16 protein-coding genes and 4 tRNA genes are annotated in these 20222 nt (G+C 58.6%); 9 read left to right on the top strand and 11 right to left on the bottom strand.

Features of this window, described 5'->3' with window-relative positions; genetic code table 11:
• Positions 1–25: 25 nt before the first annotated feature.
• On the bottom strand, positions 26–268 hold the full coding sequence (locus tag Q9290_RS02425) for an LPP leucine zipper domain-containing protein (RefSeq protein ID WP_019935707.1): 243 nt from the start codon (positions 266–268) through the stop codon (positions 26–28).
• 511 nt (positions 269–779) lie between these two features.
• On the opposite strand from Q9290_RS02425, the gene fur reads away from it, so the two are divergent.
• The gene (fur, locus tag Q9290_RS02420; protein WP_306078033.1) at positions 780–1211 is read left to right on the top strand and encodes a ferric iron uptake transcriptional regulator; all 432 of its coding nucleotides are present in this window, start codon (positions 780–782) and stop codon (positions 1209–1211) included.
• Positions 1212–1299: 88 nt separating this feature from the next.
• Here the strand turns inward: fur and glnS are convergent, their stop codons facing one another.
• The 5 genes from glnS to phbB all read right to left on the bottom strand — a co-directional run bounded on the left by glnS (position 1300) and on the right by phbB (position 7387).
• Positions 1300–2961 carry a glutamine--tRNA ligase gene (gene glnS, locus Q9290_RS02415; protein ID WP_306078032.1) on the bottom strand — a complete coding sequence of 554 codons (1662 nt, stop codon included), beginning with the start codon at positions 2959–2961 and terminating at the stop codon, positions 1300–1302.
• A 153-nt stretch (positions 2962–3114) separates the two neighbouring features.
• Complete coding sequence (gene phaC / locus Q9290_RS02410; RefSeq protein WP_306078031.1) at positions 3115–4893, bottom strand: class I poly(R)-hydroxyalkanoic acid synthase; 1779 nt, start codon at positions 4891–4893, stop codon at positions 3115–3117.
• 103 nt (positions 4894–4996) lie between these two features.
• On the bottom strand, positions 4997–5332 hold the full coding sequence (locus Q9290_RS02405; protein WP_306078030.1) for a phasin family protein: 336 nt from the start codon (positions 5330–5332) through the stop codon (positions 4997–4999).
• A 59-nt stretch (positions 5333–5391) separates the two neighbouring features.
• The gene (locus Q9290_RS02400) at positions 5392–6603 is read right to left on the bottom strand and encodes an acetyl-CoA C-acetyltransferase (protein ID WP_306078029.1); all 1212 of its coding nucleotides are present in this window, start codon (positions 6601–6603) and stop codon (positions 5392–5394) included.
• Between the two features lie 37 nt (positions 6604–6640).
• Positions 6641–7387: an acetoacetyl-CoA reductase gene (gene phbB, locus Q9290_RS02395; protein WP_306078028.1), complete on the bottom strand. Its 747-nt coding sequence runs from the start codon at positions 7385–7387 to the stop codon at positions 6641–6643.
• An 867-nt stretch (positions 7388–8254) separates the two neighbouring features.
• Between phbB and Q9290_RS02390 the strand changes: the two genes are divergently transcribed.
• From Q9290_RS02390 to Q9290_RS02370, 5 genes are all read left to right on the top strand, one after another.
• Positions 8255–8330, top strand: a tRNA-Asn gene (locus Q9290_RS02390).
• A 15-nt stretch (positions 8331–8345) separates the two neighbouring features.
• Positions 8346–8421, top strand: a tRNA-Asn gene (locus Q9290_RS02385).
• A gap of 14 nt (positions 8422–8435) precedes the next feature.
• Positions 8436–8511 (top strand) — tRNA-Asn (locus Q9290_RS02380).
• Between the two features lie 15 nt (positions 8512–8526).
• Positions 8527–8602 (top strand) — tRNA-Asn (locus Q9290_RS02375).
• A 238-nt stretch (positions 8603–8840) separates the two neighbouring features.
• A complete protein-coding gene (locus tag Q9290_RS02370) occupies positions 8841–10661 on the top strand; it encodes an EAL domain-containing protein (RefSeq protein ID WP_306078027.1) in 1821 nt (606 codons plus the stop codon).
• On the opposite strand, the gene Q9290_RS02365 is transcribed toward Q9290_RS02370, so the two are convergent.
• Positions 10633–11130, bottom strand: a complete 498-nt coding sequence (locus Q9290_RS02365; protein WP_306078026.1) for a hypothetical protein — start codon at positions 11128–11130, stop codon at positions 10633–10635. The two genes, Q9290_RS02370 and Q9290_RS02365, sit on opposite strands and share 29 nt — an antisense overlap.
• A gap of 137 nt (positions 11131–11267) precedes the next feature.
• Between Q9290_RS02365 and Q9290_RS02360 the strand changes: the two genes are divergently transcribed.
• The gene (locus Q9290_RS02360; RefSeq protein ID WP_306078025.1) at positions 11268–11663 is read left to right on the top strand and encodes a MerR family transcriptional regulator; all 396 of its coding nucleotides are present in this window, start codon (positions 11268–11270) and stop codon (positions 11661–11663) included.
• An 87-nt stretch (positions 11664–11750) separates the two neighbouring features.
• Here Q9290_RS02360 and aroA read toward each other — a convergent pair whose 3' ends face one another.
• The 4 genes from aroA to gyrA all read right to left on the bottom strand — a co-directional run bounded on the left by aroA (position 11751) and on the right by gyrA (position 18471).
• On the bottom strand, positions 11751–13037 hold the full coding sequence (aroA, locus tag Q9290_RS02355; RefSeq protein WP_306078024.1) for a 3-phosphoshikimate 1-carboxyvinyltransferase: 1287 nt from the start codon (positions 13035–13037) through the stop codon (positions 11751–11753).
• Positions 13038–13139: 102 nt separating this feature from the next.
• On the bottom strand, positions 13140–14240 hold the full coding sequence (gene hisC, locus Q9290_RS02350) for a histidinol-phosphate transaminase (RefSeq protein WP_306078023.1): 1101 nt from the start codon (positions 14238–14240) through the stop codon (positions 13140–13142).
• A gap of 401 nt (positions 14241–14641) precedes the next feature.
• Positions 14642–15727 carry a 3-phosphoserine/phosphohydroxythreonine transaminase gene (gene serC / locus Q9290_RS02345; protein WP_306078022.1) on the bottom strand — a complete coding sequence of 362 codons (1086 nt, stop codon included), beginning with the start codon at positions 15725–15727 and terminating at the stop codon, positions 14642–14644.
• 131 nt (positions 15728–15858) lie between these two features.
• A complete protein-coding gene (gene gyrA, locus Q9290_RS02340; RefSeq protein ID WP_306078021.1) occupies positions 15859–18471 on the bottom strand; it encodes a DNA topoisomerase (ATP-hydrolyzing) subunit A in 2613 nt (870 codons plus the stop codon).
• A 210-nt stretch (positions 18472–18681) separates the two neighbouring features.
• On the opposite strand from gyrA, the gene ubiG reads away from it, so the two are divergent.
• Both ubiG and Q9290_RS02330 read left to right on the top strand, forming a co-directional pair.
• Positions 18682–19380 carry a bifunctional 2-polyprenyl-6-hydroxyphenol methylase/3-demethylubiquinol 3-O-methyltransferase UbiG gene (gene ubiG / locus Q9290_RS02335; protein ID WP_306078020.1) on the top strand — a complete coding sequence of 233 codons (699 nt, stop codon included), beginning with the start codon at positions 18682–18684 and terminating at the stop codon, positions 19378–19380.
• 3 nt (positions 19381–19383) lie between these two features.
• Complete coding sequence (locus Q9290_RS02330; protein ID WP_306078019.1) at positions 19384–20058, top strand: HAD family hydrolase; 675 nt, start codon at positions 19384–19386, stop codon at positions 20056–20058.
• Positions 20059–20222: the final 164 nt, after the last annotated feature.

Genomic DNA, 20222 nt, shown 5'->3' with positions numbered 1-20222 from the left:
CCTTTTTGATATTCGAAGGGAACGATTACTTGGTGTAACGGCCCATCTGATCCAGGCGAGAGTTGGCGCGGTCGGCAGAAGCGCGGGCTTCGGCAACGTCGGCAGCCAGACGATCGATCTTGGCAGCGTTGGACTGCTGACCCTGCTGAACGGCCTGAACGTCCTGAGACAGCATGTCCAGTTTCTCTTCCAGAGCGGTAGTGGAGCTACAACCAGCCAGCATCAGGGCACCAACAACACCACCAACCATCATCATTTTATTACGCATTACCTGCTCCTTGTTTTTAATGGGAGTCAAAAAGACCACATTGGCGAGCTAAGTATGAACGAAGTTCCCTAGTCATCGCAAATTATTTTATAGACCATGACATTAGGAATTTTTGCTTAACGTCATGATTTAGCGTCTGTTTGCCGCTTTTTTACACATATGAAGCATTTACTCCAATGTCGGCAGTCAAACGTGGTTTTCATTCACAATGATAATACCAAACCCTGAAAATTACTCACCGTCAGCGGGGCCGGAACGTCGGATTTCGTCGAGTCTGTCACGGTTCAAATAAATCCGTATGACTGCTTTACGCGCCAGCCGGTTTTTCTCGTCGGCCTGGCCGTGTTTTTCAGCTTGCATCGTCAAAAATACAGCTCAGATAAAATCATTGATTCACGCTGGCCGCTAACCCGGCCCCCTTTTGGGATCTAAGTGAATTCGGGTTGCCTTTAGCGGCGGGAAGACGCAAAATTGACATCAATACCCAAATGAAATGCGAATCGTTGATTTTATGGCCGATAATAACCAAGCACTGAAAAAAGCAGGACTCAAGGTCACACTTCCCCGGGTCAAGATCCTGGAGCTGCTGCAGCAACCCGAAACCCAGCATGTCAGTGCCGAAGAGCTGTACAAGCTGCTGATCGATCAGGGCGAGGAAATCGGCCTGGCCACCGTGTATCGGGTACTGAACCAGTTTGATGACGCCGGCATTGTCACCCGTCATCACTTCGAAGGCGGCAAGTCGGTATTTGAGCTGGCGACTCAGGAGCATCACGACCACCTGGTGTGTCTCGACTGTGGCAAGGTTATCGAGTTTCACGACGAGGTCATTGAGCAGCGCCAGCGTGACATCGCCACTCAGTTCAACATCAAGCTGACCAATCACAGCCTCTATCTTTACGGCCACTGCAACAACGATCAGTGTGACCATAACGACGACTGAGTCGTTGCCAAACACCATAAAAAAAGCCGCAGACGACTGCGGCTTTTTTGTCTTTGTAACCCGGGCCTGCCGGCCCGGGCTGTGAGGCTCAGGCGCCTTCCTTGCCCCAGGAGTCACGCAGCGCCACGGTGAGGTTGAACACCAGCACGCCGGACTCGCTGTCGCGGCAGAAGTAGCCTTCCCGCTCGAACTGGTAGGCACGCTCCGCCGGTGCCGCCGCCAAAGACGGCTCTACCACGGCGTGCTCCAGCACCTGCAGTGACGCCGGGTTCAGCGCCGCCTCAAAGGAGTCGGCCGCGCCCGGGTTGGGTACGCTGAACAGACGGTCGTACAGCCGCACTTCGGCAGGCACGCCGTGGCTGGCGGACACCCAGTGGATCACGCCCTTGACCTTGCGGCCATCGGCGGGATCCTTGCCCAGGGTATCGGGGTCATAGCTGCAGTAAATGGTGGTGATGTTGCCGGCATCGTCCTTTTCCACCCGCTCGGCCTTGATCACATAGGCGTTGCGCAGGCGGACTTCCTTGCCCAGCACCAGCCGCTTGTACTTCTTGTTGGCCTCTTCCCGAAAATCCGCTTCATCAATGAGAATTTCACGGGTAAACGGAATTTCCCGCTCGCCCATTTCGGGCTTGTTGGGATGGTTGGGCGCCTTGAGGATTTCCTCGTGGCCATCGGCCAGGTTTTCGATTACCAGTCGTACCGGGCGCAGCACCGCCATGGCGCGGGGCGCGTTTTCATTGAGGTCGTCCCGAATACAGGCTTCCAGCATGCCCATTTCCACCGTGTTGTCCTGCTTGGTCACGCCGATGCGGCGGCAGAACTCACGAATGGACGCCGGTGTGTAGCCACGGCGACGCAGGCCGGAAATGGTGGGCATGCGCGGATCGTTCCAGCCCTGAACATGGCCGTCGGTCACCAGCTGGTTGAGCTTGCGCTTGGACATGACGGTGTATTCCAGGTTAAGCCGGGAGAACTCGTACTGGCGCGGGTGGCAGTCAATACTGATGTTGTCCAGCACCCAGTCGTAAAGGCGGCGGTTGTCCTGAAACTCCAGGGTACACAGGGAGTGGGTAATGCCTTCCAGCGCATCGGAAATACAGTGAGTAAAGTCGTACATGGGGTAGATGCACCACTTGTCACCGGTCTGGTGGTGGTGGGCAAAGCGCACCCGGTAAATCACGGGGTCGCGCATCACCATAAAGGAGGAGGCCATGTCGATTTTGGCGCGCAGGCAGGCGGTACCTTCTGCAAATTCGCCGTTGCGCATGCGGGTGAACAGCGCCAGGTTTTCTTCCACCGGACGATCCCGGTACGGGCTGTTGCGACCCGGGCTGGTCAGGGTGCCGCGATATTCGCGGATCTGCTCCGGGGTCAGCTCGTCCACATAGGCCAGGCCCTTTTCGATCAGCTCCACCGCGTAACCGTAAAGCTGTTCAAAATAGTCGGAGGAATAGTGAATGTCGCCGCTCCATTCAAAGCCCAGCCATTGCACGTCACGCTTGATGGACTCGACATATTCCACACTTTCCTTTTCGGGGTTGGTGTCGTCAAAGCGCAGGTTGCATTTGCCCTGGTAATGCTCGGCAATGCCGAAGTTCAGGCAGATGGATTTGGCATGGCCAATGTGCAGGTAGCCGTTCGGCTCCGGAGGGAAACGGGTCTGCACCGACTGATGCTTGCCGCTGGCCAGATCTTCATCAATGATCTGACGAATGAAATTGCTGGGACTGTGGTCCGCCTGACTCATTCAATGCACCTCGAAACTGGAAAATGGTGTGATGGGATCAAACAACCATGATCCATGATTCCGGCGCAGGGCTCAATAGGCCGGCCCCGATATTGCCCCTAAAAGCAAAAAAGCCGCTCAAGAGCGGCTTTGGCTGGCGAGAAAGCAGTCTGCTTACTCTTCTATCGGCAGGGTTTGCTGCACATAACGGCCCGGCGCCGGCATCAGGCCCGGGCACTCCTCGTTGCCAATGGCACGGGCGGCAACGGGCTTGCCCAGGTGTGGGGCCACCCACTGCTGCCAGTGCGGCCACCAGGAGCCGGCTTCTCGTCTGGCCGAGCCCAGCCACTGCTCCGGTGACTCGAACGACTCATCGTTCAGCCAGTAGCCGTACTTGTTTTTGGCAGGCGGGTTGACGACCCCGGCCACGTGGCCCGACTCACCCAGCACCAGGGTGGTGTCACCGCCCAGCATTCTGGCTCCCTTGAAGGTGGCGTCCCACAGGGCGATATGATCATCCTTGGTGGACAGAAAGTAGCTGGGGGTTTTCACCTTGGACAAGTCCACGCCGAAGTTGCCCACCTTGACCTCGCCCTTGCTGAGCTTGTTGTCGAGGTAGAGATCCCGCAGCAGGAAACTGGCACAGGTGGCACTCAGGTTGGTGCTGTCGCTGTTCCAGTACAGAATGTCAAAGTCCGCCGGCTCCTCGCCCTTGAGGTAGTTGTCGATGTAGTAGTTCCAGTACAGGCTGTTTTCCCTGAGCAGGCTGAAGGTCACCGCCATCTGGCGGCCATCGAAGTAGCCCTGAGCGTCGTTCATCTGCTCCATGGCGCCAATCACTGGCTCATTGATAAAGACCCCCACTTCCCCCGGCTGGGTAAAGTCGAGCAGGGTGGTGAGGAAGGTGGCGCTTTTCACTCTCGGTTTCATGCGCCGGGCGGCGTACAGGGCCATGGTGCTGGCCAGCAGGGTACCGCCAATGCAGTAACCGATGGCATTGACTTCCTTCTCGCTGGTGATGCGCTCAATGACCCGAATCGCTTCCATGGTGCCGGAGTTGATCAGGTCCTGAAAACCGATGCTGGCCTGCTCCTTGCCCGGGTTGCGCCAGGACATCAGAAACACCGTATGCCCCTGATCCCGCAGCCAGCGCACCAGGGAGTTTTGCTCGCGCAGGTCCAGAATATAGAATTTGTTGATAAAGGGCGGGATCACCAGCAGCGGCGTCTGGTGCACCTGCTCGGTGGTGGCGCCGTACTGAATAAGCTCAAAGATGTCGTTGCGAAACACCACCTCACCCGGGGTGGTGGCCAGATCCTTGCCCAGCTCAAAGGCGGACTGCCGGGTCATGCGGATTTTCAGCAGGTTGGCGCTGTTGGCCAGATCTTCCTGAAACAGGCTGATGCCCTTGACCAGGTTGGCGCCCTTTTCTTCCAGGGTGCGGTGCAGCAACTCGGGGTTGCTCCAGATAAAGTTGGTCGGCGACAGCGCATTGATGGTCTGACGGAAAAAGAAGATCAGCCGCTGGCGCACCGGATCCGGCAGCCCTTCCACCACTTCCAGGGTCTGCATCAGGGAGTTGGCAAAGTGCAGGTAGGACTGACGCAGAAAGTCGAAGTTGGGATCGTCCTTCCAGCTCTGGTGCTGAAAGCGACGATCTCCGGGGGGATCGGCAATCACACTGTCGGCGCTGCGGTCAATGGCCTTGACCATGCTGTTCTGGCAGATCGCCAGCTGCCCCTGCCACCACTGCATTTGCATATCGAGCAGGCGCACCGGGTTGCTGGCCACCACCTCATAAAAGGTTTTCAGATCCTCGGCATTGACCCGGGACAGCGCCTCGGTCACCGGATTGTCGCCCAGGCTGGCTTTTTGCAGATCGGACCAGACGGTCTCGTTCCACTGAAAAAACTGGCGAATGGGATCGCCACTCTCAAACATGTTCTGCTGCATTGTCTCCCTCCCTGTATGAAAAGGTCACCGCCGTTTGCCCGACACACAGAAAGGGGCCATGCGGCCCCTTCCCTTATCAAGCAACCAATGAAAAGGCCGGGGCTCAGCCCTTGTTGGCATCGGCGGCCAGGGCTTCCAGACCGGCCTTGAATTCCTGGCTCAGCTCGGCCAGTTTCTTGCCGTCTTCAATCATCTGCTGGCTGATGCGGTTCATGGTTTCCAGCTGTTTGGCACCGCTGGTGACCAGGCCCTGCACGTCCCGTACCTGGCTGTTGGCCTGAAGCTGGGCCAGGCCGATGTCGGCATACTGGCGGGCGGCTTCCAGCTGCAGGTTGGTCAGGGCGGTAAAGTTTTTGGCGACCAGCTGGTTGTACTGATACAGGGGACCAAAGGCTTTTTCGGTCTGATCGTTAAAGGTTTTGAAGATATCCGTGTACATGATGACGTCCTTTGTATGGAAACTGACTGGAGTGGCGGCGCCGTTGCACCGCCGAAAAATTACACGCGCTTGAGGATAACCGCGGTGCCCATGCCGCCGCCCACGCACAATGACGCCAGGCCGAGGCTTGCGTTGCTGCGCTGCAGTTCATACAGCAGGGTGACCATGATGCGGTTACCCGAGGCACCCAGGGGGTGACCCAGGGCGATGGCGCCGCCATTCTTGTTGGTTTTTTCAAGCAGCGCCTGCTCGGTGATGTCATGCTGGTTCGACAGCTGACGCACCACGCCCAGGGCCTGGCCGGCAAAGGCTTCGTTGAGCTCAAGGCGTTCGATGTCGGCGAGCTTCAGCCCGGCCTTGCCAAGCGCCTGGGCGATGGCGGGCACCGGGCCCAGACCCATGATTTCCGGATCGATACCGCCCTGGCCATAGCTCACCACTTCGGCCAGCGGGGTCAGGCCCAGACGTTCAACGGCAGACTTGCTGGCCACGATAATGGCGCTGCCGCCGTCGTTGATGCCGGAGGCGTTGCCCGCGGTCACCGAGCCACCATCACGTTTGAACGCCGGACGCAGTTTGGCCAGGCTGTCGGCGGTGGTGCCGGCCTTGGGGTATTCGTCGGTGTCAATGCTCAGCACTTCCTTGCGGGTTTTCACTTCCACCGGCACGATTTCATCTTTAAAGAAGCCCGCTTCAATGGCGGCCACCGCCTTGGACTGGCTGGCTACCGCCAGGGCATCCTGCTCTTCACGGCTGATGTTTTCCTGGGCCACCACGTTTTCGGCGGTCACACCCATGTGGTACTGGTTGAACACGTCGGTCAGGCCGTCGCTGATCAGCAGATCGGACAGGGTCATGTCGCCCATCTTCTGACCATTACGCAGATCACCTTTTACCACATGAGGAATTTGCGACATGTTTTCACAACCAGCGGCCACCACCACCTCGGCGTCACCGGCCTTGATGTGGGCACAGGCGTCCATCAGGGTTTTCATGCCGCTGCCACACACCATGTTCAGGGTGTAAGCGGGAATGCCGGCGGGAATACCCGCTCCCAGGGCGGCCTGACGGCCAATACCCATACCCTGACCGGCACTGACCACGTTGCCGACGATCACTTCGTTCACATCGTTACCGGACAGCCTGGCCTGCTCCAGCGCGCCTTTAATGGCGACCGCGGCCAGGTCGGCGGGAGAAACGGTTTTCAGTGAACCCAGGAAAGCACCAATGGGAGTACGTTTTGCCGCAACAATGTATACAGGTTCAGACATAATTCTTTTTCACTCCGTAAAATAAAAATCGCAAGGCTTACTGCATGTAAAGGCCGCCGTTAACGGACAGGGTTTCACCCGTCACGTAACCGCCGTATTCACCGGCCAGATACAGCACGGCACCGGCCACTTCTTCGGTGGTGGCCAAGCGCTTCAGCGGAATGGTGGCCTTGATGGAATCCAGCACATCTTCACGAATGGCGGTGACCATGGGCGTGGCGGTATAACCCGGCGCCACGGCATTCACGGTCACGCCAAAACGGGCGCCTTCGGCAGCCAGTGCCTTGGTGAAACCAATCATGCCGGCCTTGGCGGCGGAATAGTTGGCCTGGCCAAACTGACCTTTAAGGCCATTTACGGAGGAAATATTAATAATGCGGCCGCCGCCCTGTTCACACATCTGGTTAAAGATCGGCTGGCTCACGCTGAACAGGCTGTTCAGGTTGGTGTCCATGACTTCTTTCCACTGCTCCCACGACATTCTTTTAAAGGTGGCGTCACGGGTAATGCCGGCATTGTTCACCAGCACGTCGATATGACCCATCTCGCGCAGGGTATCGGCGAGCACTTCGGCGGTTGCGTCATGATCGGCAACATCCAGTGCGAGCAGCTTTATATCCTGGCCGGCCAGGCCTTCTTCCTGCAGCCAGTTGGCGGCCTGTTGCTCCTTGCCGGGACGGTGAGTGGCCAGCACCTTGTAGCCATTGTTTACAAACAAACGACATACTTCTGTACCAATTCCGCCCGCTGCACCGGTTACCAAAGCGATTTTCTTGTCGGTCATGAACACTGTACTCCATGTAAAAACAATAAAAAGAAAGCCAAACTTATTTTTTGTGCACATTGCCAACTTTCATTGTCGACAATGACAACAACACATTCGATTTCCAAGTACCGCACCTGAACCCATTCCCTGCTCAGGCCAAAACACTATAACCTTATATTTATGACAAATGCATTAAAATAATCCCTTTTAATAAAAAGATTTTCACACCTTTGCCATTAAAATAAATAAGCCCTGTAGAAAAATAACGACCACCTTAACGAGCCGAGTAAAAATTTGAAAAAACCGCCATAGACAGTGCGTTATCAGCCAACTGACGCTAAACCAGGGCGCCGAACCTTAAAAAGGTCTGATTTATCAGCCTTTATTTATTAATAAAAACCATTAAAAAGTTTTTTAACCATTCAACCGCAAGGTAATTCCTTAACAACCCCATTACAAATAACACGCTATAACTTTTTTACGGCGGCCATTCCTGACTCCTTTGTCGAAAATATTTTTCACTATCCCTGGTGCTTTCATTTCGAGTGGCGACAAAAGTTGTCATTTGGCGGGTATAAAAAGCGGCTTCGCTCATCACGCCACGCATCCGGCGTGCCGGCAACGACCACCTTCTATATAGAGGTGTCTCCATATGAATAGCACTTGAGAATGAGAGCCACCGAACAGCAGCGGCTTTGCTCATGCTGACGACCGGTTCATCGCGCCGTCCAAACTCTGCTCAGACTTTGGCCACCCTGAACAAGTTTTGCTCCCGCATGCACACTATTACAGCAAACAGACTGATTTATCAGGGAAAGTCATTTTCAGTGTTGACAGCCCCCAGGGCAGCCTTTAACATGCGCCTCGCATTCAAGCGATGCCTCTTCCCCCTTAGTTCAGTCGGTAGAACGGCGGACTGTTAATCCGTATGTCGCTGGTTCAAGTCCAGCAGGGGGAGCCAGTTTGAAAAAGTTGTTCCCCCTTAGTTCAGTCGGTAGAACGGCGGACTGTTAATCCGTATGTCGCTGGTTCAAGTCCAGCAGGGGGAGCCAGTTTGAAAAGTTGTTCCCCCTTAGTTCAGTCGGTAGAACGGCGGACTGTTAATCCGTATGTCGCTGGTTCAAGTCCAGCAGGGGGAGCCAGTTTAAAAAAGTTGTTCCCCCTTAGTTCAGTCGGTAGAACGGCGGACTGTTAATCCGTATGTCGCTGGTTCAAGTCCAGCAGGGGGAGCCACATCATGAAGAAGCCGGCCTTGTGCCGGCTTTTTTATTGCCTGCGGCACAGCGGCGCCGTGATCCGGTTCAAGCGCCGCCCCAATCCCCTTGTCATTCCCGCCTGCTTGGATCATCATGAGCACCAAGTGAGTAACATTATTACTCTGCCACTGTTGCGATGCAGCTCGCGGACCCTGTCCCGACCGACAGCGGCAAGCTCCTTCTGCTGTTATCCCGTTTTTACAAGGATGCCGATTATGCGGGAATCCCGTTCTTTCAGTCAGCCTCTGCTGCTGGTGATCGTTCTGTTGGTACTCATAAGCCTGTTACTGCCCTGGTGGAGTGCCCGGTCTTCCCTCGCTCACTGGCAGCAGCAACTGCAACCCCAGCTGTCGGCCCTGCAAGCGGAACCAACGGCTCCCCTGCCCGCTATGGCCGGCATTGCCGTGCTGCAGCAAGGCGAGCCGCCCGCCACCGACAATGCCTGGTGGTTTGGCGAGCTGGGCGCATTACAGCAGGTGGGAAGCGAGGCGGTGTTTTACCGTCTCGACACGCAAGCGGCAACCCGCCAGTGGCTGATGGTGTCTGTTCCTCTGGTGTTGGCCAGCCTGCTGTGTTGTGGCGGGCTTTATATACGCAACCGCCGGGCATTCGGCGCACGGCAAGCGTATCTTCACAGTTTACTGCAGACAGCCGAGCTGGCCCGCGCCGAGCCGGAAGACGCCCTGGCACAGGGCATCATGGAACTGCACCGGCTGTACCGTAAGCAGCTGGAAGAGATTCAGCGGGAGCTGGAAGAGGCCCTGCAACAAAGCCAGCGCGACAGCCTTACAACACTCGGCAACCGTTATGCCTTTCGCCGGGATCTGACCCAGTTGCTGGCCAACGAAAACCGCCTGGCCACCGCCACCCTGATGCTGGTGCGCGCCAGCGCCCTGCAGGACATTAACAGTCGTCATGGTTTTCAGGCCGGAGACCAATACCTGCAGGATATCTCCCGGCTGGTACGCAAGATTATACAGTCCCGTCTGGGAGCCCATGCCTATCGCATCAGTGGCAGCGATATTGCCGTACTGGTGCCCGGCCAGTGCGAGCCCCTGGCCAAGGCTCTGGGCACCGAACTGCAGCAGGAGCTGTATCATTATCAGGACGTGCATGAGCTGGACTGCGCGGCCTATATCGGCTTTACCCAGCTGCTGCCGGGGCAGTCGCCGGAAAGCATTCTGATCCGCGCCGACTCGGCCCTGGCCCAGGCCCAGAGCGGTGAGCCCAACGGCTGGCGGGTGGTGCTTAAAAACAGTGACGACGAAGATCTGGGTGAAAGCCAGTGGCGCCAGCGGCTGCAAAGCATGCTCGACGGTGACCGCATTCGCCTGGTGGTGCAGCCGGCACGGCTGTTGAAGCCGTCTCTGCCCGGCTATAACGAGATCTTTACCCATTTCCCCAACGACAACGGCGGCGTTTACCCCGCCTCTACCGTGTTCGCCATGCTGCAGCGACTGGGCATGTCGATGTTGTTTGAGCAGAAGATCATTGAAATGATTTTGCGCAAGGTGGCGGTGAACGAACTGCCCGCGCAGCGCTGGGCCATTAACCTGACCCCGGCCAGCCTGCAGCAAAGCTCCTTTCTGATCTGGCTGGAACGGGTGCTGATGCGCAACTCCAACGTGACCGCCGGCCTGGTGTTTGAACTCGATGAGCACGTGCTGGAGCATCAGCTCACCAGCGGCAAACGGCTGCTGGAAATGATACGGCGCAGCGGTGCCCGCTCGGCCATCAGCAAGTTCGGCCATGGCTATGGCTCGTTCCGGCTGCTGAAGGATCTCAAGCCCGACTACGTCAAACTGGATCCGGAGCTGGTGCGCCATCTGCAGGACGACAGCGCCAATCAGCAGTTTGTGCGCATGATCATCGATCTGGCCCAGCGCCTGGGCTGTCACGTGGTGGCGGAAGGGGTGGAAACGGAAGATCAGAAGCGGCTGCTGGAAACCATGTATATCGACGGCGTGCAGGGGTACCTTGTCAGCAAGCCCGTGCCCCTGGCCGACTTCAAGGGGCTGACGCTGACTTCAGCTTGATCAGGTAGTTGATAAGCTCTCCCAGATGGCGGTAGCGGGTGAGCTCTTCCGGGCTGTAGCGGGTCGACATGGTGGACGGGTTCTTGCGATGTTTGAGATAACGCATGATCTGCAGACGATTAAAGCCCCCCACCTTGTAAACAAGCTGCAGCAGGGTCTGCACCTGCTCTTCGTCCAGCCCGCACAGGCCGGCATAGTCTTGATTGAGGGGGCTGTAAATGTCCACGTCCACTTCCGTCAGCCGGCCCTGCTCGTGCAGGTATTCCAGCCATTGCTCCACGTCCATGGGCTTGGCGCCGGACAGCAGCTCGAAGTGGCCCCGGCCGCTGCGACACCCCGACAGCAGGGTCACCGCCAGGGCATCGCGGTCGGCGCTGAACTCGACCTCGCCCTGTTCGCTCCAGTCGAGTGCCTGAATGCGGATCTCCGCCTGGCCGCCTTCGCCGTCCCTGACTCTGAAAATAAACACGCCGTCTCCGCCGGTTGCCATAAAGCATCAATCTTGGCGTAATAGCCGGTGTGAGTCAAAGCCGGACTTCACAGCCTGCCGCCATGGGTGTAAGGTTCGCCGCTCAAACTTGTTTTTCAGCTGTAGCAGGAGTTGTCATGATGCCCAATAAGGAAGTTACCTACACCATATCCGAGTTGGCCGACGAGTTTGATATTACCCCCCGCACCCTGCGCCATTACGAGGAGCTGGGCCTGCTCACCCCCAAGCGCAAGGGCAACAGCCGTATCTACAGCCACAAGGACCGCATTCGCCTGACCCTGACCCTGCGCGGCAAGCGCCTTGGTTTCAGCCTGGCGGAGATGCGCGAGCTGTTTGAACTCTACGACGCCGAACACAGCACCCGCCCCCAGCTGCATTCCATGGTGGCCATGATCGCCGAAAAGCGCATCGTGCTCCAGCAGCAACAGGACGACATTGAAAAGGTACTGGCGGAGCTGGACGCCGCCGATATCAAGGCGCGGGAAGCCCTGGAGAAAATGAAACACCACTGAGAGATGAGACGTCAGACAGGAAACGCAAGACGTATGACGTAAGGTGTGAGAAGCAAAAATAAGCCCCGCGATGGCGGGGCTTTGAATTTATTCGCTTACGCTGACACTGGCCAGCTTGTCGAAGTAATCCGGAAAGGTCTTTGACGTACAGCCCGGGTCCAGGATCACGACCGGGGTGTCACTCAGTGCCACCAGTGAGAAGCACATGGCGATGCGGTGATCATTGTAGGTGGCGATCTCCGCCTCCTGCAGTACGGTTGCCGGGTTCACCACCAGGTAGTCTTCCCCTTCTTCCACCTCAACCCCCAGCTTTTTCAGCTCGGTGGCCATGGCGTAAAGCCGGTCGGTTTCCTTGACCCGCCAGTTATAAATGTTGCGAATACGGGTGGTGCCCTCGGCAAACAGCGCCGCCGTGGCAATGGTCATGGCCGCATCGGGAATATGGTTCATGTCCATGTCCACCGCCTTCAGCGGGCCCGTGTGCTCGGCCTCGATAAAGTCATCGCCCCAGGTGATCTTCGCGCCCATGGCTTCCAGCACATCGGCAAAGCGAATATCACCCTGAATGCTGTCGCGGCCGATACCGGTCACCCGCACTCTGCCCTTGATGGCACCCGCGGCCAGAAAGTAAGACGCCGAGGAAGCATCGCCTTCCACCAGAAAGGTGCCCGGCGCCACATAACCCTGGTTGCCGGTGATGTAAAAGGTCTGGTAGTCATCGTGCTCCACCACCACCCCGAACTGCTTCATGATATGCAGGGTAATGTCGATGTAGGGCTTGGATACCAGCTCACCCTTGATATGAATGCGGGTGTCGCCGGAAGCCAGCGGCGCGGCCATCAGAAAGGCAGTCAGAAACTGGCTGGAAACGGAGCCGTCAATATGGACATCCCCGCCCCACAGACCCTTGCCGTTAATGAACACCGGCGGATAGCCATCGGTCTTCAGGTAGCTGATGTCGGCACCGGCTTCACGCAGAGCATCCACCAGGTGACCGATGGGGCGCTCCCACATGCGCGGCTCGCCGGTGAGGGTGAACTCGCCGGTACCCAGGCACAGGGCTGCGCACAGCGGGCGCATGGCGGTGCCGGCATTGCCGAGAAACAGCGACAGCGGCTCGGCGGCACTGAAGGCGCGGCCCAGACCGTGCACCACGCATTCGGTCTTGTCGTCCGACAGCTCATACTGCACTCCCAGTTGCTTTAGGGCATCCAGCATATGGCGAATGTCGTCACTGTCGAGCAGGTTGGTCAGGCGCGTGGTGCCCTGCGCCAGGGCGGCAAGCAACAGTGCCCGGTTGGACACCGACTTGGAGCCGGGCAGGTTGACCGTGCCCTCCACCCGGGCAATGGGGAATAATTTAAGGCTTTCCATAATCTTCCTGGAGATGGGATAAAACGTTCGAAGCTACCCTGACGTTATCAGGGCTGTGGCAGCAGGGCAAGCCGCTTGCCCTGCCCCTGATCTCCTTCAATATTAGCCAAGCACCTTTTTCAGCGCGTCAATACAGCGCTGGTTTTCCTGCTCCAGCCCAATGCTGATACGCAGGCAGGTGGGCAGACCGTAGCCGGCAATGGGACGTACGATCACCCCTTCCCGCAGCAGCGCCTCATAAACCGGAGCGGCGTCCCGCTCCAGATCAAGGGTAATGAAGTTGCCCTTGGAAGGAATGTACTTCAGCCCGCGCTCCTTGAAGAAGGCTTCATACATGGCCATGCCCTGGTCGTTGAGGGCCACCGCTTCGGCGAGATAAGCCTCGTCACCCAGCGCCGCTTCCGCCGCCGCCAGCGCCAGGCTGTTGCAGTTGAAGGGCTCACGCACCCGATTCAGCACCGCCACCAGCTCGGGGTGGCACACCATGTAACCCACCCGCAGGCCCGCCAGGCCATAGGCCTTGGAGAAGGTACGGGACACAATCAGGTTGGGGTACTCGCTCAGCCAGTCGATGGACGGCAGCTGCTCGGCTTCGGCCACGTACTCGGTATAGGCCTCATCCAGCACCACCAGCACCTGAGCCGGCACCTTGTCCATAAAGGCCTTTACCTCATCTTTGGTGAGGAAAGTCCCGGTCGGGTTGTTGGGATTGGTAATGCACACCAGCCGGGTGGCCGGAGTAATGGCCGCCGCCATGGCATCGAGATCGTGGCCGCATTCCACCGCCGGCACTTCCACTGCCTTGGCGCCATGGGCCTGGGTGGCCAGAGCATAGACAATGAAGGTGTACTGGGAATACACCACCTCCTGCTGCGGGCCCACAAAAGTGTGGAACAGCAGGTCAATCAGCTCATTGGAGCCGTTGCCCAGAATAAGCTGATCGGTATTCACCTTCAGCTTGCCGGCCAGCGCCGTTTTCAGGGCAAAGCCGTTGGCGTCCGGGTAGCGGGCCAGCTCCGGCAGCGCCTTTTGAATGGCTTCAATGGCCTTGGGGCCCGGGCCCAGCGGGTTTTCGTTGGAGGCCAGTTTAACGCTGTGGCTGATGCCGAGCTCCCGCTCCAGCTCTTCCACCGGCTTGCCCGGCTGATAAGGGTGCAGACCCGGAACTCCCGGGTTGGCCAGGGCCAGAAAATCAATACTCACTATGGCTCCTTGTATGTATTCTGATGACTTTAATCCACAGACTGTCGTGGTTTGCATGGCCGTGCAAGCTCGTCGGCCAAGGCGCACTGTTTCGCCGACACGCCGTAAACACATCCATGTGGGCTCCACTGCGCCATCCTTGGCGCAGAGGGTACGGCGAAACAGATACCCCTTGCCCTTCTCGCGCAATACCGAGTAGTCAGACAGACTCTGGCAGGCGATGCCCAACACACACGAAGCAACAGTGGGGATTGCCGTAGCCGACCATAAAATGCCATGGATGGCATTTTCGAGCGCCCAGGGAGGGGCTTGAAGCGTGTCGGCGGAGCGCAACCGCGCTGCTGCTTCGCATTGCGAGTTCACAGCAATTCGTGACTTAAAGACAGCTTAAGACTTAACGCTTATTTCGCGTGCCGCTTGGCGAAGTCGTCCATAAAGTCGACCAGGGCCTGTACGCCTTCAATGGGCATGGCGTTGTATACGCTGGCACGCATGCCGCCGACGATGCGGTGGCCCTTGAGCGCCAGCAGGCCGGCTTCTTTTGACTCTTTCAGGAAGGCCTCATTGAGCGACTCGTCCTTCAGCTGGAACGGAATGTTCATCCAGGAACGGGCGCTGGGGTGAACCCGGTTCTCATAAAAGTCGCTGGCGTCCACGTAGTTGTAGAGCAGTTCAGCCTTGGCTTTATTCTGCTCACCGATGGCGTCCACACCGCCTTTTTCCTTCAGCCACTGGAATACCAGACCGGCCAGGTACCAGGCATAGGTAGGCGGGGTGTTGAGCATGGAGTCGGCCTTGGCCATGGCGGCGTAGTCCATGATGGCGGGCACGTTCGGGCAGGCCTGCTCGAGCAGGTCGTCACGCACGATCACCACCGCCAGACCGGACGGGCCTATGTTCTTCTGGGCGCCGGCATAGATAATACCGAACTTGCTCACGTCCACCGGGCGGGAAAGAATGGTGGACGACATGTCCGCCACCAGGGGCACGTTGCCGGTGTCGGGAATAAAGTCGTATTCAATGCCTTCCACGGTTTCGTTGGGGCAGTAATGCACGTAGGCTGCAGTAGGATCCAGATCCCAGCTGGTGGCCAGTTTGCGCGGGCCCTCGCCGGCGTCAAAACCGTCCAGCACGCGCACTGTGCCCACCTTTTCGGCCTCGGCCACCGCCGAGCGGGACCACTGCCCGGTGACTATGTAGTCGGCTTTGGCGTTCTTGCCCATCAGGTTCAGCGCCACGGCGGCAAACTGGCCGCGACCGCCACCCTGCAGGAACAGCACTCTGTAGTTATCCGGAATGTGCATCAGCTCGCGCAGATCCCGCTCGGCCTGGGCCGCCACCGCCATGTAATCGGCGCCACGGTGGCTAAGCTCCATCACCGACACACCCAGACCGTTAAAATCGCGAAACTCGGCCTGCGCTCGCTGCATGACCTCAACCGGCAGCATGGCCGGACCTGCGCTGAAGTTGTAAACCATCTTCTCCATTTTCCCTGAGTTAACCTGCTAATGTTGCGCGCCATCAATCCGGCGCTTTCTCGTTTTACATGGCGCTCACGCGCCAAGTCAAAGCAAAATGTGACTCAATAAACAAAAAAGAGGCCCGCAGGCCTCATTTTTTATTCGTCGTCGGTGGCCGGTGCAGACGCGTCGTCCGCAGCCCCGGCTTCCAGACCTTCCTCGCCTTCGATCGGCTCGTCGTCTTCCGGCTCCTCGATGCGCTGCAAGCCCACCACCTGCTCGTCTTCTCCGGTACGGATCAAACGCACACCGGCGGTGTTACGGCTGATCAGGCTCACTTCCGACACCCGGGTACGCACCAGGGTGCCACCATTGGTGATCAGCATGATCTCGTTGGTTTCGTCCACCTGAATGGCCCCCACCACGGCGCCGTTGCGATCACTCACCTTGATGGACACCACGCCCAGCGTGGCCCGGCTCTTGGTCGGGTATTCTTCCAGCGAGGTCCGCTTGCCGTAGCCGTTGGCAGTGGCAGTGAGAATGGCACCCTCGCCACGGGGCACGATCAGCGACACCACGCTGTCGTCGTCGCCCAGGCGAATGCCGCGCACCCCGGTGGCGGTCCGGCCCATGGTACGCACCTGATCTTCGTGGAAGCGCACCACCTTGCCGGCGTCGGAGAACAGCATGATCTCGTTGTCGCCTTCGGTAATGTCCACACCGATCAGCTCATCGCCTTCCACCAGGTTGATGGCGCGAATGCCCGAAGCCAGCGGCCGGCTAAAGGCAGTCAGCTCGGTTTTCTTGACCGTGCCATGACGGGTGGCGAAGAACACCGCCTTGTCATCAGCATATTCCTTCACCGGCAGAATGGCGGTAATGCGTTCGTCCTCACCCAGCGGCAACAGGTTGACGATGGGACGGCCACGGGCGGTGCGGCTGGCTTCCGGCAACTGATACACCTTGAGCCAGTACACCTTGCCGGCGGTGGAGAAGCACAGAATGGTGTCGTGGGTGTTGGCCACCAGCAGCCGTTCGACGAAGTCTTCTTCCTTCATGCGGGTGGCCGACTTGCCACGACCACCGCGGCGCTGGGCCTCGTAGTCGGTGAGCGGCTGATACTTGACGTAGCCCTGGTGCGACAGGGTCACCACCACGTCTTCCTGGGTGATCAGATCTTCCAGGTTGATTTCGGCACTGGAGGTGGTGATCTCGGTGCGGCGCTGGTCGCCAAACTGCTCCTTGAGCGCTTCCAGCTCCTCGCGGATCACTTCCATCAGGCGGGCGGTACTGTTGAGAATGTGCAGCAGCTCGGCAATCTGCTCCAGCAACGCCTTGTATTCTTCCAGGATCTTCTCGTGCTCAAGGCCGGTCAGACGATGCAGACGCAGCTCCAGAATGGCCTGGGCCTGTTGCTCGGTCAGGTAGTACTGGCCGTCACGAATGCCGTATTCAGGCTCCAGCCATTCCGGACGGGCGGCATCGTCACCGGCACGCTCCAGCATGCTGGCCACGTTGCCCAGCTCCCAGCCCTGGGCCAGCAGGCCGGCCTTGGCTTCCGCCGGGGTCGGCGAGCGGCGAATAAGCTCAATCACCGGATCTATGTTGGCCAGGGCAATGGCCAGGCCTTCCAGGATATGGGCCCGATCCCGTGCCTTGCGCAGTTCAAACACGGTACGGCGAGTGACCACTTCCCGGCGGTGCTGAATAAAGCACTCCAGCATTTCCTTCAGGTTGAAGGTGCGGGGCTGGTTGCTGTCGAGGGCTACCATGTTGATGCCGAACACGGTCTGCATCTGGGTCTGGGCGTACAGGTTGTTGAGGATGACCTCGCCTACTTCGCCCCGGCGCACTTCAATTACGATGCGCATGCCGTCCTTGTCGGACTCATCGCGCAGAGCGGAAATGCCCTCGATGCGTTTTTCCTTGACCAGCTCGGCGATTTTTTCAATCAGCCGGGCCTTGTTCACCTGGTAGGGCAGCTCGGAGACGATAATGGTCTCACGGCCGGTTTTCTCATCGGTTTCAATGTCGGCCAGGGCGCGCACATAGATTTTGCCGCGGCCGGTACGGTAGGCGTCGAGAATACCGGATTTACCGTTGATGATGCCGCCGGTGGGAAAGTCCGGACCGGGGATCAGCTCAATCAGCTGATCGATGCTGATGTGCTCGTCGTCGATCAGCGCCAGACAACCGTCCACCACCTCGTTGAGGTTGTGGGGCGGAATATTGGTGGCCATGCCCACGGCAATACCGGAGGAGCCGTTCACCAGCAGGTTGGGCACCTTGGTGGGCATTACCGCCGGGATCAGTTCGGTGCCGTCGTAGTTGGGCACCCAGTCAACGGTTTCCTTGTCCAGATCCGCCAGCAGCTCATGGGCAATTTTGTCCATGCGCACTTCGGTGTAACGCATGGCGGCGGCGGAGTCGCCATCCACCGAGCCGAAGTTGCCCTGGCCGTCGACCAGGGTGTAGCGCATGGAAAAGTCCTGAGCCATGCGCACTATGGTGTCATATACCGCGCTGTCGCCGTGGGGGTGATATTTACCTATTACGTCGCCCACCACACGGGCCGACTTTTTATAAGGTTTGTTCCAGTCGTTGCCGAGCTCGTTCATGGCGAACAGCACGCGGCGATGCACCGGCTTCAGGCCGTCTCGAACATCGGGAAGGGCGCGCCCCACGATCACGCTCATGGCGTAATCGAGATAGGAGCGCGTCAGCTCTTCCTCGATGTTGATCGGCATGATTTCTCGGGCCAAATCGGTCATAGCAAGCCTTGTCCCCAGGTTATTGATTATATGGCTTTAAAAAGCGAGCCATTCTAGCACAGTTCCGGCCCGACGGGAGCCGCCGAGACAAGTCTCGTTACCGGGCCGGCCACGGTTGTGCAAAATGGTCATTTTTCGCGGGCTGGCGGCCCATGGCCGCTTGGTTATAATGGACGCCTCAATCAGCCAGGCACTTAAGGCAACTTTTTCATGAACGTAGATCAACAGGAAATCGACAAATTCGAGGCCATGGCCTCGCGCTGGTGGGACATGGATGGCGACTTCAAGCCGCTGCACGACATCAACCCCCTGCGCCTTGGCTGGATTGCCGACAAGGCCGATGGCCTTTTTGGCAAGCAGGTCATCGACATCGGCTGCGGCGGTGGCATTCTCAGCGAGAGTCTGGCCCGGGAAGGCGCCGAGGTCACCGGCGTCGACATGGGTCAGGAGCCCCTGGCCGTGGCCCGGCTGCACGCCCTGGAAAGCGGCGTCAGCGTCCATTACCGCCAGGCCACCGCCGAGCAAATGGCCGAGGAGCAGCCCGGGCAGTTTGAGCTGGTGACCTGCATGGAAATGCTCGAGCACGTGCCCGAGCCGGCCTCCGTGGTGGCGGCCTGTGCCCGCCTGGCCAAGCCCGGTGCCAATCTGGTGTTTTCCACCATCAACCGCAACCCCAAGGCCTGGCTGCTGATGATCGGCGCCGCCGAGCACCTGTTCAAAATGGTGCCCAAGGGCACCCACGACCACCGCAAGTTTATTCGCCCCGCCGAGCTGTGCCGTTTTATCGAGGCCGCCGGTCTGGTGGTCAAGGACATTCAGGGCGTGGTGTACCGGCCGTTGCGGGGCGACTTTGCTCTCAGCCGCGACGCCGACGTCAACTACATGATCCACGCCATCAAACCGGAGTAAGCCATGCTCAAGGCGGTTCTGTTCGATCTCGACGGCACCCTGCTCGACACCGCGGGCGACATGGGAGCGGCGGCCAACCATGTGATCACAGGTCTTGGCCTTACCGCCCTGCCCGACGAGGTGCTGGCCTGCACCACTTCCGACGGCTTCTATGCCCTGCTCAGGGCCGGCATTCCGCCGGCCCTGATTGAACAGCACGGCCTTGAAGCATTGCGGGATCGCATGCTGAGCTTTTACCGCAAGAACCTCTGTCACCACACGCGGCCCTATGCCGGGGTGCCCGAGCTGCTGGACTGGCTGAACCAGAGCGACATTCCCTGGGGGGTGGTCACCAACAAGCCCAGGGCGCTCACCGAGCCGCTGCTGGCCGAGCTGCCGCTGTTTGCCCGGTGTGGCGTCACCGTCAGTGCCGATACCCTGGCCGTGAAAAAGCCCCATCCGGCGCCGCTGCTGCATGCGGCCGACCGCCTGGGAGTCACGGCCGGCCACTGTGTGTACGTGGGTGATCACCGCCGCGACATTGAAGCGGGGCTCGCCGCCGGCATGAGCACCCTGGCCGCCGGCTGGGGGTATGTGTCGGCGGGCGAGGACCCTTACAGCTGGCAGGCCAGGGCGGTCATGGACTCGGTCACGGCCCTGTCACGCTGGCTGAAAGTGGCGTTTGACGCCCCCTGCTGAAAGATCCTGCGGATCCGCAAACCCGTGTTTTTTGCAAGCCAAATATTTCAAAAAAAGTTTTTTGCCGGCCATAAAAAAACCAGTGTTTTGGCAATGCCAGAGTCCCAACGGCACAGCAGTTAGTGAACGCAAACATTGGCCGGCTTCACACAGATTATCCACAA

The organism is Oceanimonas aquatica, assembly GCF_030732065.1.
Lineage (GTDB): Bacteria > Pseudomonadota > Gammaproteobacteria > Enterobacterales > Aeromonadaceae > Oceanimonas.
Note: the sequence above shows the minus strand (reverse complement) of the source record. Positions and strands in the feature narration are given on the sequence as shown.